The organism is Massilia agri (assembly GCF_024753255.1).
GTDB lineage: Bacteria > Pseudomonadota > Gammaproteobacteria > Burkholderiales > Burkholderiaceae_D > Telluria > Telluria agri.
The window spans coordinates 49331-65693 of record NZ_JANUHA010000015.1 but is presented as its reverse complement, the minus strand read 5'-3'; the positions used below and the strand labels follow the sequence as shown (position 1 = coordinate 65693).

Below are 16363 nucleotides of genomic sequence, written 5' to 3'. Positions count from 1 at the left end.
CTGCAAAGGAGATTCACATGGCGCCCAACGATCGTCTCGACCGCGATGCGGTCATGAGCCTGGAAACGCCGCCGCTGCAACGCGCCGGCTCGTCAGGCAATGCCGCCCCCTGGGCCGAGGCCACGGCCGACGTCCAGGTCGGCAACGACGGCCTGCAGCCGGCCCTGAGCGGCAACGGCTTCACCTACCGCCACGACTGGGGCGCGCGGCGCGGCCAGTGGCTGCTGCGGCTGAACTGGAGCGAGCTCAATCCCCGCTCCCAGGTCTTCGTGTCGATCGCGGAAGGCGCGGGCGGCGGACCTGATTCCGGCAAGTTCATCGGCTCCGCCCGCTACACGGTCCATAACGTGGCCCCGCGCGCCGGCGGGGTCGACATCTGGGTCAATATCGAGTGGTCCTCGGACATCTCGCTCTACGTCGACTACCTGGTGGTCAACCCGGCCTTGACCGGCACCAGGACCGTGTCGGTCACGGTGCACCGCCACAGCAGCGTCGCCCTGAGCGAAGCCGAGGCAGACCGGATCCTGGGCGACATGGGCACCATCCTGCAGAACGACGACACCGGCCCGGACGTCGCTACGGCGGTGCAGTTCGTCCGCAACGGCGCGGTCCGCGTGCTGCCGGCAACGGTCCCGGCGACCATCGCCACCTCGGCCGACCTGAGCGCGCTCCTGAGCGCCGGTTCCGGGGTCAAGGTCGTGCAGGCGATCCGCTGGTGCGGCGGCCCCGGCGACAACATCATCGGCTGCGCCCCGGTCGGCAGCGCCACCGTCAACGTGGCCGCGGTACGCTTCGACGCCGACCAGGAAGGCCTGATCTGGGTCCACGAGTACGGTCACAACTGCGGCCTTGGCCACCGCACCGACGATCCGCGCGCGGTCATGTTCCCCTCCGTCGGGTCCGACCACAACGTGGTCAACGCCGCCGAGTCGGCGGCCTACCTGTCCGGCCCTTTGAACATCACGGACAAGGTGATGCCTGCCAGCGGCTGCAACTGCGACATGGCCGGCCTGCAGGCGCCGGCGGACGTGCGCGACTTCGTCCGGCAGGGCTGGATCGAGGGCGTGCCCTGGGAGCTGGCCTCCCGGTATGGCGAAGCGGATGCGCGCAAGCTGCTCGACTGGCTGGTGAACGAGCCGGAGAAGCACGAGAAGTACCTGGCGCAGATCGTGGCCACGCTCGGCTACATCGGCAGCGAGATCGCCACCGGTGCCCTGATCGACTTCGTGAGGAGCCCGCGCACCGGCCGCGCCGTCTTCAATGCGAAGAACATCGCCCTGATCCGCCTCGGCGACCTGGCCAACCGCTCGGCCAGCCAGGCGGCGGTCAACTTCCTGGCGCAGCTTGCCGGCGACATCGACCTGGCCCGCAGCCTGGCGGCGCCGCAGGCGGCCTTCGAGCAGCTTGAGGCAAGCAGGACCGGGGTAACGGCCCTGAGCGCCGAAACCCTGGCGGCCGAGCTGGCCGTGTCGGCCACCTTCGGCCTGGCCCTCAGCGGCTCGGAGCCGGCCCGCAGGACCGTCGAGGCCTTGCGGCACGATCCGAACGCCTTTGCCTCGGTTAACCAGGCTGCCGGCGAGGCGGCGCAGATCGCCGACACGGTGGTCCGGAAAGGCCGCCAGGAGTATTACCGGATGAAGGCGCAGCAGCGTCACCATCTGTAATCGTCCGCACGCGACTGATGTTCTTGTAGGGTGGACGGCTTTGCCGTCCGCGCGTTCAGCTTCCGTATGCGTAGTGGCGAAGCATCATTGTGTTGAACGCGCGGACGGGGAACCCGTCCACCCTACAGTTGTTGAATGTACGCAATAGCGGCGGCATGGACGGGGACCGGTCTATAATGGCCGGGTCTGTACTCCGTTTTCCGTCATGAACCAAGCCATCTCGCTGCCAGGCGAATCGCCGATCAACATTCAGGCCCTCAAGACCAGCTGCGGCAATTGCAGCATGCACCAGCTGTGCCTGCCGATGGGGCTCGAGGATGCCGACATCAACCGCCTCGACCAGATCATCGGCGGGCGCCGCCGCCTTGCCAAGGACGAGCGCCTGTACCAGATGGGCGAGCCCTTCCGCAGCCTGTACGCCGTGCGCTTCGGCCACTTCAAGACCTACCAGGTGAACGCGGCGGGCGAAGAACAGATCACGGGCTTCCAGATGGCCGGCGAACTGCTCGGCATGGATGCGATCAGCGGTACCCACCATTGCGACGCCGTGGCGCTGGAAGACAGCGAGGTCTGCGAGATTCCCTTTTCGCGCCTGGAAGAGCTGTTCGGCCAGGTGCCGGCCCTGCTGCGCCACTTCCACCGCATCATGAGCCAGGAAATCACGCGCGAGCAGAACGTCATGCTTTTACTTGGGAACATGCGGGCCGAGCAGCGCTTCGCCGTCTTCCTCGTGAACCTGTCGGCGCGCTACGCGGCGCGCGGCTATTCGCCCAACCGCTTCCAGCTGCGCATGTCACGCGAGGACATCGGCAACTACCTGGGCCTGACCATCGAAAGCATCAGCCGCCTGCTGTCGCGCTTCAAGAAACAGGGCTTGCTGGAAGTCGACAAGCGCGAGCTCACCCTGCTCGACCCGGGCAAGCTCAAGGCCATGGCCGCCGGGCTCGATGCCTGCAGCCCGATGGGCTGAGTCCCGGCGTATTCCATGTTCGAACTGCACCTGCGCAGCTACGGCGAAACGCGCGAGGCCGACCGCCACGCCTTTGCCCAGGTGGTGCTGCCGGTCAGCGGCCAGGTGGCGCTCGAGATCGAGGGCCGCGAGAAGCGGCTCGATCCCCTGCATGCGGCCCTGGTGGCGCCCGGCGCCTGGCATTCCCAGTACAGCCGGGTCGCCAACCGTTCCCTCATCCTCGACGTCCAGGCCGAGGCCTTCGCCCACGGTCCCTGGCGCGAACTGCTGGCGCGTCCCTTTACCGGCATCGGCCCGGCGGCGCGCAAGCTGGTCGAATTCATGGGCATCGTCGCGAACGGCCAGCCGCTCGCGCCCACGGTACTGCAGGGCTGGGCCCCGCTGCTGCTCGATACCCTGGGCATGGGTGCGCCCCGGCCGGCCTCGCGCCTGGCCGCCCTGCTCGCCCGCATCGAGCTCGATCCCGGCCTGCCCTGGACCACCGAGACCATGGCGCGCGCTGCCAACCTGAGCGTGAGCCGCCTGCACGCCCTGTTCCGCGAGGAGCTGGACGCCAGCCCGCACGGCTGGCTGCTGGACTGCCGCCTCAAGCGCGCCTGTACGCTCCTCGGCGCTACCGACCGGCCGGTCGCCGAGATCGCGCTCGCGACCGGTTTCTCCGAGCAAAGCGCATTGACGCGGGCGATGCGGCGCATGCTCGACACCACACCGGCCGCCTACCGCGCGCAACATCGCGAGAAGCGGTCAAAGGCGCAGTAGTCCCGGCCAAGATTCCGCCCGCCGTGCAGCCCAGAATCTCCACTTTCAGGAGATTCCATGCACGCGCACTCGCACACCCCGCTTCACGACACCCGGCTCGGCATCGGCGCCGGCGTCCTCGCCGGTTCCTTCTGGGGCCTGGTCTTCCTCGCTCCCATTCTCGTGCCGGGCTTCACGCCCCTGCAATTATCCGCCGGGCGCTATCTCGCCTACGGGCTGGTGGCCGCCGTGCTGGTCGCCCCGATGTGGCGCCGGCTGCTGGGCCGCCTGTCGTGGCGCGAATGGCGCCAGCTGGCCTGGCTCAGCCTGTGCGGGAACATCATCTACTACCTCTTCGTGGCCCGGGCCGTGCAATCGGGCGGCGGGGTCATGACGGCAATCGTGATCGGCCTGCTGCCCTTGAGCGTCACCCTGGTCGGCAGCCGCGACCACGGCGCCCTGCCCCTGCGGCGCCTCGCCCCGGCCCTGCTGCTGGGCGCGGCCGGCCTGGGCTGCATCGCCTGGCAGTCGCTGGCTTCCGCGCAGGGCGGCGGCTCGGCCCTGGGCCTGGCCTGCGCGGTCGGCGCGCTGGTGTCCTGGACCATCTACGCGGTGGCCAACAGCCGCTGCCTGGCGCGCCTCGGAGGCATCACGGCGCATGAGTGGAGCCTGCTCACCGGCGTCATGACCGGGGCGCAAGCCCTCCTGCTGGCGGTGCCGGCCTTCCTGCTGGGCGGCGAAGGGCACGCGAACAGCGAGTGGCTGCGTTTCGGCGGCGTGGTGCTGGCGGTGGCGATCCTGTGCTCGGTGGTGGGCAACGGCCTGTGGAACTACGCCAGCCGCACCCTGCCGCTGGCCCTGACGGGGCAGCTGATCGTGTTCGAGACCATCTTCGCCTCGCTCTACGGTTTCATGTGGGAGGCGCGCTGGCCGACCGCTTCGGAAGTGGCGGCCCTGGTGCTGATGGTGGGCGGCGTGGTGTCCTGCGCGTCGGCGCACAGGAAGTGAGGCGCTAGATCTCGATCACGAGTTCGGGGCGGAAGGCTTCCTGCTCGCCCTTGCTCAGGTAGCCGAGCGGATTGGCGACGACGCGGCAGGACCACGGGCCCGCGTCGCTCTCGCCGCTGGCGATATAGTCGTTGGCGCAGTGCAGGTGGCCGTGCATCCACACGTCCGCCAGCGGCAGCAGCGCGTCGAGCGCATTGCAGAAGCCTGCGGTGCCGGGCGTCAGGCCATAGCGCGGATCGGCGCTGCGCAGGCTGGGAGCGAAGTGCGTCACCGCGACCGTGACGCCCTCGAAAGGCGTCTCCAGGGCGCCGCGCAGCCACGCCTGGCAATCGAGCGACATCGCGCGTATGCCCTCGGCCAGCACCGGGGCGCCATCCTTCAGGGTCGTGTTCTTGGCGAGGTAGTAGTTCGCCGCGCGGAAGGCCTTTTCGCGGCGCTGCAGCTGTTTCGTGAGCACCGTCTCCTGCACGGCCAGCGCATCGAAGTCGCTCCACAGGGTGGTGCCGATGAAGCGCACACGGTCGATGACGAGGGTCTCGCGGTCCAGCCATTCGATGCCGAGATCGGCGCAGGTGGCGCGCAGGCGTGCATAGGCCTCGTCGAATTCGAGGCCGTCGAATTCGTGGTTGCCGGGAATGTAGAGCACCCGGGCTTGCGTGGCACCCGCGCGCAGCGGCGAAAAGCGCGCGAGGCCGAAGTCCTCGCCCGTGAGGCGCGAGCCGGACTGGTAGGAGCCGATGTCGCCCGCCAGGACGACGACGTCGGTGGCGGGGTCGATCAGGGGGACGAAAGCCGGGTAGCGTTCGAGGTGCAGGTCTGAGAAGAGCTGGATGCGCATGGTCGGCGCAGTATAGCGGGTTTCAAGCGCAGCCTGCGCCGCACGGTGCTCAGAAGGTGATGCGCACGTAGGGGGCGCTTTGCTTCGCCTTGCCGTGGTAGACCGCCTCGATATTGTTGCCGTCGGGGTCGAGCACGAAGGCGCCGAAATAGCCCGGGTGGTAGGGGCGCTCGCCGGGCCGGCCGTTGTCCCTGCCGCCGGCCTTCAGGGCCGCATGGTAGAAGGCGTTCACCATCTTCTCGTCGCGGGCCTGGAAGGCCAGGTGGTGGCGGCCGGTGAGCACGCCCTGCGCCGCGCTGCTCTCGCGGCTCGAGACGAACAGCTCGTCCGCCCAGAAATAGTCGGGGCCCTCGCCGGCCAGCGGGATGCCGAGCGCCTCGAACACGGCGGTGTAGAAAGTGCGCGAAGCCTCCAGGTCGCGCACCACCAGCTGGATGTGGTCGATCAGGCGGCCGCGGTAGATTTCCTGTGTTTCCATGCTGTGCTCCTCATGAAGGTCATCAAGAAAATGGCTCAGTTGGATGATCCGGCGCCTTCCCCGAGGATGGCGCCACGGTACAGGGCATCGGTGATCCGCTCCTGGAAGCGGCTCTCGGACGAGAATCGTCCGGGCTGCGTGTCCGGGTCGGCGCCGACGCCGCTGGCGACGTAGATCATACCGTTCTTCGTGGCCGGATCGAGCACGAAGAGCGCATTCAGGCCCCAGGCCCAGCCGAGATGGCCGACGCCCGTGAATCCGCCGCCGTCGACCAGGCGGTCGCCGCGCCCGCGCCCGTCCCTCATGGTGCTGGCATCCAGGAAATGCTGGTTGCCCAGGCCCCAGGCCTGGTACAGCCCGTGGAACGTGCCGCCGTCGCCGCTGCGGCTGCCGTTGACACCTTCCTCGATCGTCCACTGGCGCGACAACATGGCGTCGACCGTGTCCGCGCGCAGTATCTGCCGGTCGCCGTGGCGGCCGCCATTCATCAGCATCAGCATGATCTTCCCGAGCTCGGCGGCGGAGATGCGCAGGCTTACCTGGGGGCCGAATAGCGTGCCGTTGGTGCCAGGCACATAGCGATCCAGGCCCGGCGGCGCGGCCGGTGGCTGGATGTGGAAGTCGTCCGACTGCGCGATCCAGGGGCCGCTTGGATCCCAGCGCTCCGCGCCGTCCTTTTCGCGCCTGCGGTAGAGGGTCGCCACGTCCCCGATGCGTGCGGGCGCGAAGTCGGCCAGGTAGAAGCCGGCCTTCAGGCCCATGGGATCAAAAACGAGGCGGCGCATCAGGCGGTCGAAGCGCTCGCCGGATGCGGCCTCCATGATGGTGGCGACCACGCCGGAATTGACATTGACGTACTCGAACCAGCGTCCCGGCGCATGCGCCCTGGACCACATGGCGCCGCCGCCATGGTGGCGCCCGCCCGGCAGCAGCACTTCCCTCAGGTCGACCTCCGGCCCCCACTTGAAGCCGCCCTCGTCGCGCAGCGAAGAGGTATGGGTGAGCAGCATGCGCAGGGTGATCGGCTGCTCCGGAAAGTGCGGGTTGCGCAGGCGGTAGCCCAGGTAGGCGCCGACGTCCGCGTCGAGGGACAGGGCGCCCTGCTCCACCATCTTCATCACGCCGAGCGCCGTGACCAGCTTGGAGATCGATGCGATGCGGAACATGGTGTCCGCATCCACCGGCTCGGCCGGCGTCGCTGCGGTGGCCAGGCGCTTGTGGCCGAACTGGCGGGTGTAGACGATCTCACCGGCGCGGATCGCCACCACCGACAGCCCCGGCAGCGGCATGGCCGGGTCGTCGACGATGGCCTGGAGCTGGCGCGTCAGGGCGCCGGCCTGCGCCTCGGACAGGGGGGCCGCCGGAGACCGGCCGGGGAATGCGGATAGGGCGAGTGTCATCGTCAACGCTGTCAGCCAATGTCGTCTCATGGCTGCCTCCTCATGGTCGCCATGCGGCAAACCGGTTCAATGCTTGATGGGTTCGCGCAGGACGTCTTCCACCGTCGGTGCGACTCCTACCTTCATCGTGTAGAGGTAGTCCTGGGCCAGGCCGCTGATCTTCCTGCGTTCGCCCGACTTGATCCGGAACGGCGGCGCCGCTTCCGTGTAGGTGCAGGTACGCTCCTTCTGCCCCGGCGCAATGAAGCGCTCGTTGCACAGCGAGTGCAGGATCAGGTAGTGGCACTCGCGCCCACCGCTGACGGTGCAGGAGAATTCGGTGCTCGAGACGCCCAGCCGGGTGACCACGGTGCTGGACGGCGCTGCATCGGCCGCGGCCTGCGCTTGCGCGAACGGGGCGAGGATGGCCAGGGCCAGGATTGCTGCTTTCATTGTGTCCTTGTCATTGCGGGGAGTCCGACACGATAGCAAAGCGGGGGGCGCGACAGGCTCACGCATTGTCACGCCCGGCCGCCTGTCCCGCTTCAAGCCTTCTTCTGCTTCGCGATCCAGCCGTCCACCAGCTCGCCCAGCACGTCCAGCGGGACCGAGCCGGCGCCCAGTACCAGGTCGTGGAAGGCCGCGAGCGAGAACTTGTCGCCCAGTTCCTTCTTCGCCTTCTCGCGCAGGTCGATGATGCGCAGCATGCCGATCATGTAGGCATTGGCCTGGCCCGGCCAGGCGACGTAGCGCTCGACTTCCTGGGCGCCGATGCCGTAGTCGATGGCTTGCTGGCGGGTCCAGCCTTTCGAGTGCAGGCCGGTGTCGACCACGAGGCGGCGGGCGCGGAACAGTTCCGAACCCAGCGCGCCGAGCAGGCCCGGGACGTCGCCTTCATACCAGTTCTGCTCCACAGCCAGGCGCTCGGTGTACAGGGCCCAGCCTTCCGAGTGGGCGCTGCCGCCGCTGAAGATGCGCTGGCTGCGGTATTTCGGGATGCCGGTCAGTTCCTGCTGGATCGCCAGCTGGAAGTGGTGGCCCGGGACCGCCTCGTGGTAGGACAGGCTGCGCATGCGGATCATGTCGAAGGTCGGGCCGCGCATCGGCACCCAGAAGATGCCGGGACGGGTCCCGTCCGGCGCCGGCAGCGAGTAATGGGCGGCGGCCGAGGGTTCGGTCAGCGGCGGCTCACGGCGCACTTCGACCGGTGCACGCGGCTTCAGGTTGAACAGCGTGGCGCTCCTGCGTTCGGCGTCCTTCACCATCTCGGCGTAGCTGGCCAGGATGGCGGGACGCGGATCGCCCTCGCCTTTCGGCTGGAAGCGCGCGTCGAGCTGCTTCATGCGGGTCTCGATGTTCCCGTCAAGGAGACCGAGCGAGCGCAGGTGGCGGTCCATCTCGCCTTCGATGCGCGCCACTTCGCGCAGGCCGATCTCGTGGATCTCGTTCGGGCTCAAGCGGGTGCTGGTGAAGTTCTCGACCGCGCGCGCGTAGGCGGCGGCGCCGTTCGGCAGGCGCGAGATGCCGGCCACGTCGCCGGTGCGCGGGTGGATCTCCGCCATGAAGTCCTGCACCCGCTTGTACGACGGGCGGATGCGCTCTGCGACGATGCGGGCGGCGCGCGCCAAGGCGGCCTTGCGTGCCTCGGGCGACAGGCCTTCCATCTTCTCGGTGCGCTGGGCCAGCGACGTCACCAGCACGTTCTCGTTCGCGGCGGGCTTGAGGAAGGTGTCGACCTGGTACTGGGCGCGCTCGAGGATGAAGCGCGGCGGGATCAGGGACTTGGCCGCTGCCTCGCGGGCGCGCGCCAAGGCTTCGTCCATGCGGGTGCCGACCTGCTCCAGGCGCGCCAGGTAGCTGTCGACGTCCTGCGGGTGGCGCAATGGGTGGGTGGTGGTCATGAAGTTGACCAGGCTGACCTGCACGCCGCTGAACTGCGAGAAAATGAAGTTGTGGTCTTCGAAGGGCTCGTTGGCGATCACGTTCTGCAGCGACCAGCGCATGACGCTGGCCGACACCCGCTGGTTCTCGTCGAGCGGGCCGGCCATCCACTTGTCGAGGCGCGCGAGACCGGTCCTGGCCATCGCCTGCATCTTCTGGCGCTGGGCCTTGGTGAGCGGCGTGAGCTCGCGGTCCAGGCGCGCCTGTTCGGCGCCGCTGAAGTACTGGGTCGAGGTGGCCAATTGCGGGCTCATGCGCACCCAGTCCTCCGCGAACTTCTCGGCCCAGGTGTCGAAGGCCTTGTTCGGCTTGGCGGCGGCCGCCTTGGCTGGTGCGGCTGCCTGTGCGGCGAGCGGCAGGCTGGCGACGGCAGGAGTGGCCAACACAGCGGCGGGGATGAACAGGGCGCCGATGGCGGCGCGCAGGCGGAGGGATGGCATCGTTTGTCTCTTCCTTGTCGTGGTCAGTTGGACGGCGTCGCACGTCGTGTTTGCCGCGCAGGAATCTAACATGGAAATGCTGACATGAACAATGCAGCGGCGTGGACCGTGACCCCGGCCGCCCTTGTCGCCCCGCTCACGATGATAGGCCTTGCCCACCTTGCAAGCCTCAAGGTATCCTGAAATATTCTTTCATGCCCAGCCTGAATATGAAATTTTCTTTCACCGCCCTCGCCCTGTCGGCCGCCCTCCTGTGCGCCGCGCCCACCCATGCCGAACAGTTCAAGGTCCTCCTGTTCACCAAGACAGCCGGCTGGCACCACGACGCCGTGCATGCGGGCGTGTCGGCCGTGCAGGAGCTGGGCAGGCTGCATGACTTCGGCGTGTTCTGGACCGCCGACGCGAACCGCGTGATGAACGATGCCGAGCTGGCGAAGTACGGGGCGGTGATCTTCCTGCTCACCACCGGCGACGTGCTCGACGACGCCCAGCAGGCCGCCTTCGAGCGCTACATCCGCAAGGGCGGGGGCTTCGTGGGCGTGCACAGCGCCTCCGACACCGAATACGGCTGGCCGTGGTACACGAAGATGGTGGGCCACATGTTCAAGGTCCATCCCGCGGTGCAGACCGCCGTGCTGCAGGTCCGCGAGCGCAACTTCCCTGGCATGGAGCGCTTCGCCCCGCGCACCCTGTTCACCGACGAGTGGTACGAATTCGGCCCCGCCACCTCGGACAGGCTGACCTACCTCCTGAGCGTGGACGAATCCACCTACGCGCCAAAAACGAAGTGGCCGGACCGCGAGGGCGCGGGCATGGGCGCCTTCCACCCGATCAGCTGGTACCAGCCCTACGAGGGCGGGCGCGCCTTCTATACGGCGCTGGGACACATGGCGGCGACCTACCGCGATCCGGTCTTCCTGCACCACCTGTACGGCGGGATCTACTGGGCGGCGACCGGACGCGGGTTCAAGGCGGACTGAAGGTCCGCGCCGCATCAAGGGCAAAGTGGGAGACCCGGCCCGTCCTGCCTCACATCAAGGGTGTCTTCCTGCTAGCGTCAGGGCGCGTCGGCCTCGATCTCCAGCGTCGCCTCCTTGCTCCAGTCCCAGCTACCCGCCAGGCGCCAGTCGCGCGCCCCGCCCTCGACCACGACCTGCCAGTGCGTCGCTTCCAACCCCGGCGCGGCGGCCGTGAAGCGCCCTCCCGCATCGGGCAGCGCCTCGAGCACGCGGTCGCGCTCGGGCTGGGTCGGGTGGGCCAGGCGGATGTGGAAGGGCGCCACCACCGGCTTGCCGTGGCTGAGCAGGCGCCCGCGCAGCTTCCCCTGGCCCGGGTCGTAGCGCGTCTCGAAGGCCAGGGCCCGGCGGGTGGCTTCGCGGTCGCGGCGCAGCTCCTGGTTGATGGCCTTGCCCTGCTTGTAGTAGTCGCCGACCACCATCGCATCGGGACGCATCGTCGCCAGCCAGATCATGACGACGCCGCCAACCAGCACCAGCGCCGGCCCGATCATCAGGAGCCACGGCCAGCGGTGGCGATACCAGGGCGCGCTCGCCTGCAGCGCGGGATGTGCTTGCATGTCCTTCTCCTTCTTCATTTCGGCACGAGGAAGACCGCGTCCTCCTCCACCGCCAGGCCGTGCCCGTCGATTGATGTCACGTGAAAGGCGATCCGGTTCGAGCCCGGCATCGCCTCGCCCGGATTGACGCGCACCCGTACGGGAATGGCGCGCGTGGTGGCGGGATCGATGTCGACCACCTCCCCTTCGACCACCCGGGCCGACCCGATGCCGCTGACGGCGATGCGCAGGCGCTGCGCGTCCTCCAAGGTGTTCATCAGCTGCAGCCGGTAGACGTTCTCGATCATGCCGTCCTCGACCTCGCGCCCCATCGAACCGCGGTCGCGGATCACGTCCAGCTTGAGCGGATTGCGCAGAGCCATCGAGGTGACCATGGCCGTGCCCAGGATGGCCAGCACGGCGGTGTAGACCAGCACGCGCGGGCGCAGGACGCGCCGGCGCACCTGGGCAGGCTTGAACCGCTGCGCCAGCGCATTCTCGGTGGCGTAGCGGATCAGGCCGCGCGGGCGCTTCACCTTGTCCATCACGCCGTTGCAGGCATCCACGCAGGCGGCGCAGCCAATGCATTCGTACTGCAGGCCCTTGCGGATGTCGATGCCCGTCGGGCAGACCTGCACGCACATGCTGCAGTCGATGCAATCGCCCGCGCCGGGCGCGGATTGACGCGGATTACGCGGTTCGCCGCGCGCCGCGTCGTAGGTGACGATCAGCGTGTCCTTGTCGAACATCGCGCTCTGGAAACGCGCGTAGGGGCACATATACTTGCAGACCTGCTCGCGCAGCCAGCCGGCATTGCCGTAGGTGGCCAGGGCGTAGAACAGCACCCAGAAGGTCTCCCATGGGCCCAGCTTGAGGCCGGCCACGCCGCCGCCAAGCTCGCGCACCGGGGTGAAGTAGCCGACGAAGGTAAAGCCGGTCCACAGCGCCACCGCCAGCCAGGCAGCGTGCTTGCCGCCCTTGCGAGCGATTTTCGCCACCGTCCAGGGCTGGCGCGCGAGGCGGATGCGGGCGCTCCTCGCGCCTTCGAACTTGCGCTCGATCCACAGGAAGATCTCGGTATAGACGGTCTGCGGGCAGGCGAAGCCGCACCACACCCGCCCAGCCACCGCCGTCACCAGGAAGAGCCCATAGGCGCACAGGATCAGCAGGGCGGCCAGGTAGATGAAGTCCTGCGGCCACAGCACCAGGCCGAACAAGTAGAACTTGCGGCTGGCCAGGTCGAACAGCACCGCCTGGCGGCCGTTCATCGAGATCCAGGGCAGGCCGTAGAACAGCAGCTGGGTGAGCCAGACGCAGGCCCAGCGCAGCGAGGCGTAGCGGCCCTTGATCTCGCGCGGGTAGATTTCTTCGCGCGCCGCATACATGCGGATGACCGCTTCCTGTGGGGTATTCATTTTGCTTCCGCGGTCACGATGGGCTGGTTCGACAGGCTCCACACGTAAGCTGCCAGCACGTGCACCTTCTCTTCGCCGAGGAACTCGCCGAAGGCCGGCATGGTGTTGGCGCGGCCCTTGCGGATGGTCTCCATCACGGTCTCCTGGCTGCCGCCATACAGCCAGACCTTGTCCGCCAGGTTGGGCGCGCCCAGCATCGGATTGCCCTTGCCCTCCACGCCATGGCAGGCGGCGCAGGCGGCGAACTTCGGCTTGCCGAAGGCGACCTTGATCGGGTCGGCCGCGAGGCCGGAAAGGTTGCGCACGTAGTGGGCCACGCTCTCGATATCCTTGTCCGAGCCGAGAACCGCGCCCATCGCCGGCATAGTGCCGACCCGGCCCTGCATGATGCTCTGCTTGATGGTGGACGGTTCGCCGCCATGCAGCCAGTCACTGTCGGCCAAATTCGGGAAGCCCTTGCTGCCGCGAGCGTCCGAGCCATGGCATTGCGCGCAGTAGGTCAGGAAGAGGCGCTCGCCGATGGCGTGGGCCTGGGGGTCGCGCGCCACCGCCTTCAAGTCCTGGCCGGCGTATCTGGCGAACAGCGGGCCGTATTCAGCCTTGGCCTGTTTCAGTTCGGCCTTGTACTCGCCGGTCGAGTTCCAGTTCAAGCTGCCCGCATAGCTGCCCAGGCCCGGGTAGAGCAGCAGGTAGCCGATGCCGAACACGATGGTGAGGTAGAACAGCACGATCCACCAGCGCGGCATCGGCGTGTTCAGTTCGGTCAGGTCCTCGTCCCAGACGTGGCCGGTGGTTTTCTCCGGCGTGCCGTCGGCGCGCAGCTTGACGCGGTGGGTCGACTGCGACCACAGCAGGATGCCGCAGCCGAGGATGGACAGCACCGTGATGACGGCGATGTACCAGTGCCAGAAGCCGTTGAAGAAGTCAGCCACGGTCGTTCTCCTCGTCCGCGAACGGCAGCTGGGCGGCCTTGTCGAAATCGCTGCGCTTGCGCAGCACGAAGGTCCAGCCGAGGATGCCGAGGAAGGTCGTGAAGCTGATCACGGTCATCACGCTGCTGGCGTTATCGAAAATCTGTTGCAGTACCATGTCAGTTCCTTGTCTTGATCTGGGTGCCCAGGCCCTGCAGGTAGGCGATCAGCGCATCCTGCTCGGTCTTGCCCTCGAGTTCCGCCGGGCCGGCCTTGATCTCGTCTTCGCCATAGGGCACGCCCAGGCGGCGCATCGCGCGCATCTTCGGGACGATCTCCGCCGGGTTCAGCTTCGCCTTTGCCAGCCAGGGATAGGACGGCATATTCGATTCCGGCACCACGTCGCGCGGATTGTCGAGGTGGGTGCGGTGCCACTCGTCGCTGTAGCGTCCGCCCACGCGCGCCAGGTCCGGGCCGGTGCGCTTCGAGCCCCACTGGAAGGGGTGGTCGTAGACGAATTCGCCGGCCACCGAGTAGTGGCCATAGCGCTCGGTCTCGGCGCGGAAGGGCCGGATCATCTGCGAGTGGCAGTTGTAGCAGCCCTCGCGGATGTAGACGTCGCGGCCGGCCAGGCGCAGCGGCGAATACGGTTTCAATCCGGCCACCGGCTCGGTGGTCGACTTCTGGAAGAACAGCGGCACGATCTCGACCAGGCCGCCGAAGGAGATCACGAGCAGCACCAGGCCAATGAGGAGCCAGGGGTTCTTCTCGATCCATTCATGGGTGAATTTCATTTTTTATCTGCTCCAGGTTCAGGCGTGCGCCGCTTCAGGATGCGCGAGATGCGGGGGCTTGTTCGTCGGGATCGGCGCATCCGCGTTCTTCGTGCCGCGCATCGTCATCCAGGTGTTCCAGGCCATCAGGACCATGCCGGACAGGTAGAGGAAACCGCCGCTGAAGCGGATCACGTAGTACGGATAGGTGGCCTTGACGCTTTCGGCGAAGGTGTAGGTCAAGGTCCCGTCCGGGTTCACCGCGCGCCACATCAGGCCCTGCATCACGCCGGCGATCCACATCGAGGCGATGTAGAGCACGATGCCGATGGTGGCGACCCAGAAGTGGGCGTCGACCAGCGCGGTGCTGTACATCTGCTTGCGGCCCGCCAGGCGCGGAATCAGGTAGTAGATCGAGCCCATGGTGATGAAGCCGACCCAGCCCAGGGCGCCGGCGTGGACGTGGGCGACGGTCCAGTCGGTGTAGTGCGACAGCGAGTTGATGGTCTTGATCGACATCATCGGGCCCTCGAAGGTCGCCATGCCGTAGAAGGACAGCGAGACGATCATGAACTTCAGGATCGGATCCGAGCGCAGCTTGTGCCAGGCGCCCGAGAGGGTCATGATCCCGTTGATCATGCCGCCCCAGCTGGGCGCCAGCAGGATCAGCGAGAACACCATGCCGATCGACTGGGTCCAGTCGGGCAGCGCGGTGTAGTGCAGGTGGTGGGGGCCGGCCCACATATAGGTGAAGATCAGGGCCCAGAAGTGCACGATCGACAGGCGGTAGGAGTACACCGGACGCTCGGCCTGCTTCGGGATGAAGTAGTAGACCATGCCCAGGTAGCCGGCAGTCAGGATGAAGCCCACGGCGTTATGACCGTACCACCACTGGATCATCGCGTCCTGCACGCCGGCATAGACGGAGTACGACTTCATGAGCGACACCGGCATCACCGCGCCGTTGACCACGTGGAGGATGGCGACCGCGAGGATGTAAGCGCCGAAGAACCAGTTGGCCACATAGATGTGCTTGACGCGGCGCTTGACGATGGTGCCGAAGAAGACCACGGCATACGCCACCCAGACGACGGTGATCAGGAGAGCGATCGGCCATTCCAGCTCGGCGTATTCCTTGCCGCGCGTGAAACCCATCGGCAGCGAAATCGCGGCGGACACCAGCACCGCCTGCCAGCCCCAGAAGGTGAAGGCAGCCAGCCTGTCGGAGAACAGCCGCACCTGGCAGGTACGCTGCACGACATAGTAGGAGGTGGCGAACAGGCCGCAGATGCCGAAGGCGAAGATGACGGCGTTGGTGTGCAGCGGACGCAGGCGTCCATAGCTCAGCCAGGGGATGTCGAAGTTGAGCGCGGGCCAGGCCAGCTGGGCCGCGATGAAGACGCCGGCGGCCATGCCGATGACGCCCCACACGACCGTGGCGATGGCAAACTGGCGCACGATCTTGTAGTTATAGTTTAGACTGGTGTCCAAGACGCTCTCCTGAAAATACCTTGATGAATGACAATCAGGAGTGTCGTTTTTCGGACAGTAAAAATCCTTGATGTGAATCAAATTGTTCAGCTTGAGATGAGCTATGCAACGGCCTGTTGCGTCCGCGTGCGCAGCGGCTCGTCCAGCACACCCCACACAGGAAAAACGCCATGCCGCCTCTATCGCAATCCGTATCGGAACAATTGAGGGCGAGCCTGCACCAGGCCCGCGAAGACCTGCTGGATACGGTGCGCTCGCGCACGGACTCTCCAGACGACGAAGCGCCATCCATCGGTCCGCTGGCCCACCAGGGCCAGAGCGACGATGCGCCGCAGTCTGAAATGCTCAGCCATAACGAGCAGCACCTGGCCGATCACGAATCCAACCTGCTGCACGAGATCGACGTCGCCATCGGCAAGCTCGAATCGGGCGGCGCCGGCATCTGCGAGTCCTGCGGGCGCGACATCCCCGAGGCGCGCCTGCTGGCCACGCCCACGGTGCGCCTGTGCATCGAATGCCAGGAACAGCTCGAGAAAGACCAGCACAGCGGGCGCGGCCCGTCCATGTAAGGCAGACGGCGCGTTCAACTCAACGGCGCGCCGAATCGCCCTCCGCCCCTACCCTGTCGTCGTCGACGAGAATCCGCATCCCCGGCCCTTCGAGATCCTCGAACTGCCCGCTCTCCGCGGCGCCGAAGAAGATCCACACCGCCAGCGCCACCAGCATCACGCTCAGCGGAATCAGCAAATACAGCGCTTCCAT

18 protein-coding genes are annotated in these 16363 nt (G+C 67.2%); 6 read left to right on the top strand and 12 right to left on the bottom strand.

Going from position 1 to position 16363, the window contains the following annotated elements:
- The first annotated feature begins 17 nt into the window (after positions 1 to 17).
- From NX780_RS18920 to NX780_RS18905, 4 genes are all read left to right on the top strand, one after another.
- On the top strand, positions 18 to 1664 hold the full coding sequence (locus NX780_RS18920; RefSeq protein ID WP_258829433.1) for a M10 family metallopeptidase domain-containing protein: 1647 nt from the start codon (positions 18 to 20) through the stop codon (positions 1662 to 1664).
- A 205-nt stretch (positions 1665 to 1869) separates the two neighbouring features.
- Complete coding sequence (fnr, locus tag NX780_RS18915; RefSeq protein WP_258829432.1) at positions 1870 to 2634, top strand: fumarate/nitrate reduction transcriptional regulator Fnr; 765 nt, start codon at positions 1870 to 1872, stop codon at positions 2632 to 2634.
- A 15-nt stretch (positions 2635 to 2649) separates the two neighbouring features.
- Entirely contained in the window at positions 2650 to 3393 is a 744-nt protein-coding gene (locus tag NX780_RS18910) for a helix-turn-helix transcriptional regulator (RefSeq protein WP_258829431.1), read from the top strand.
- Positions 3394 to 3450: 57 nt separating this feature from the next.
- Entirely contained in the window at positions 3451 to 4380 is a 930-nt protein-coding gene (locus NX780_RS18905) for a DMT family transporter (RefSeq protein ID WP_258829430.1), read from the top strand.
- 4 nt (positions 4381 to 4384) lie between these two features.
- Here the strand turns inward: NX780_RS18905 and NX780_RS18900 are convergent, their stop codons facing one another.
- From NX780_RS18900 to NX780_RS18880, 5 genes are all read right to left on the bottom strand, one after another.
- On the bottom strand, positions 4385 to 5218 hold the full coding sequence (locus NX780_RS18900; RefSeq protein ID WP_258829429.1) for a metallophosphoesterase: 834 nt from the start codon (positions 5216 to 5218) through the stop codon (positions 4385 to 4387).
- 49 nt (positions 5219 to 5267) lie between these two features.
- Positions 5268 to 5696, bottom strand: coding sequence for a VOC family protein (locus tag NX780_RS18895; RefSeq protein WP_258829428.1), 429 nt, complete (start codon positions 5694 to 5696; stop codon positions 5268 to 5270).
- A gap of 35 nt (positions 5697 to 5731) precedes the next feature.
- Entirely contained in the window at positions 5732 to 7126 is a 1395-nt protein-coding gene (locus NX780_RS18890; protein ID WP_258829427.1) for a serine hydrolase domain-containing protein, read from the bottom strand.
- A gap of 36 nt (positions 7127 to 7162) precedes the next feature.
- Positions 7163 to 7528: a hypothetical protein gene (locus NX780_RS18885; RefSeq protein ID WP_258829426.1), complete on the bottom strand. Its 366-nt coding sequence runs from the start codon at positions 7526 to 7528 to the stop codon at positions 7163 to 7165.
- A 92-nt stretch (positions 7529 to 7620) separates the two neighbouring features.
- Positions 7621 to 9456: a DUF885 domain-containing protein gene (locus NX780_RS18880; protein ID WP_258829425.1), complete on the bottom strand. Its 1836-nt coding sequence runs from the start codon at positions 9454 to 9456 to the stop codon at positions 7621 to 7623.
- A gap of 209 nt (positions 9457 to 9665) precedes the next feature.
- Here NX780_RS18880 and NX780_RS18875 point away from each other — a divergent pair, with 209 nt between their 5' ends.
- Positions 9666 to 10436, top strand: a complete 771-nt coding sequence (locus NX780_RS18875; protein WP_258829424.1) for a ThuA domain-containing protein — start codon at positions 9666 to 9668, stop codon at positions 10434 to 10436.
- A gap of 77 nt (positions 10437 to 10513) precedes the next feature.
- On the opposite strand, the gene NX780_RS18870 is transcribed toward NX780_RS18875, so the two are convergent.
- From NX780_RS18870 to ccoN, 6 genes are read right to left on the bottom strand one after another with little or no spacing between them, the layout of a single operon-like run.
- Positions 10514 to 11032: a FixH family protein gene (locus NX780_RS18870; protein ID WP_258829423.1), complete on the bottom strand. Its 519-nt coding sequence runs from the start codon at positions 11030 to 11032 to the stop codon at positions 10514 to 10516.
- 14 nt (positions 11033 to 11046) lie between these two features.
- Entirely contained in the window at positions 11047 to 12426 is a 1380-nt protein-coding gene (gene ccoG, locus NX780_RS18865; RefSeq protein WP_258829422.1) for a cytochrome c oxidase accessory protein CcoG, read from the bottom strand.
- Positions 12423 to 13358, bottom strand: coding sequence for a cytochrome-c oxidase, cbb3-type subunit III (ccoP, locus tag NX780_RS18860; RefSeq protein WP_258829421.1), 936 nt, complete (start codon positions 13356 to 13358; stop codon positions 12423 to 12425). The genes ccoG and ccoP overlap by 4 nt, the downstream gene beginning before the upstream one ends.
- The gene (locus tag NX780_RS18855; RefSeq protein WP_258829420.1) at positions 13351 to 13515 is read right to left on the bottom strand and encodes a cbb3-type cytochrome oxidase subunit 3; all 165 of its coding nucleotides are present in this window, start codon (positions 13513 to 13515) and stop codon (positions 13351 to 13353) included. Before NX780_RS18855 ends, ccoP begins: the two co-directional genes overlap by 8 nt.
- 1 nt (position 13516) lies before the next feature.
- Positions 13517 to 14131 (bottom strand): cytochrome-c oxidase, cbb3-type subunit II, encoded by a 615-nt coding sequence (ccoO, locus tag NX780_RS18850; RefSeq protein ID WP_258829419.1) that lies wholly within the window; start codon positions 14129 to 14131, stop codon positions 13517 to 13519.
- Positions 14132 to 14149: 18 nt separating this feature from the next.
- On the bottom strand, positions 14150 to 15601 hold the full coding sequence (gene ccoN / locus NX780_RS18845; RefSeq protein ID WP_258829418.1) for a cytochrome-c oxidase, cbb3-type subunit I: 1452 nt from the start codon (positions 15599 to 15601) through the stop codon (positions 14150 to 14152).
- A gap of 170 nt (positions 15602 to 15771) precedes the next feature.
- Between ccoN and NX780_RS18840 the strand changes: the two genes are divergently transcribed.
- Positions 15772 to 16170 (top strand): TraR/DksA family transcriptional regulator, encoded by a 399-nt coding sequence (locus NX780_RS18840; protein ID WP_258829417.1) that lies wholly within the window; start codon positions 15772 to 15774, stop codon positions 16168 to 16170.
- 19 nt (positions 16171 to 16189) lie between these two features.
- Here the strand turns inward: NX780_RS18840 and ccoS are convergent, their stop codons facing one another.
- On the bottom strand, positions 16190 to 16363 hold the full coding sequence (gene ccoS / locus NX780_RS18835; protein WP_258829416.1) for a cbb3-type cytochrome oxidase assembly protein CcoS: 174 nt from the start codon (positions 16361 to 16363) through the stop codon (positions 16190 to 16192).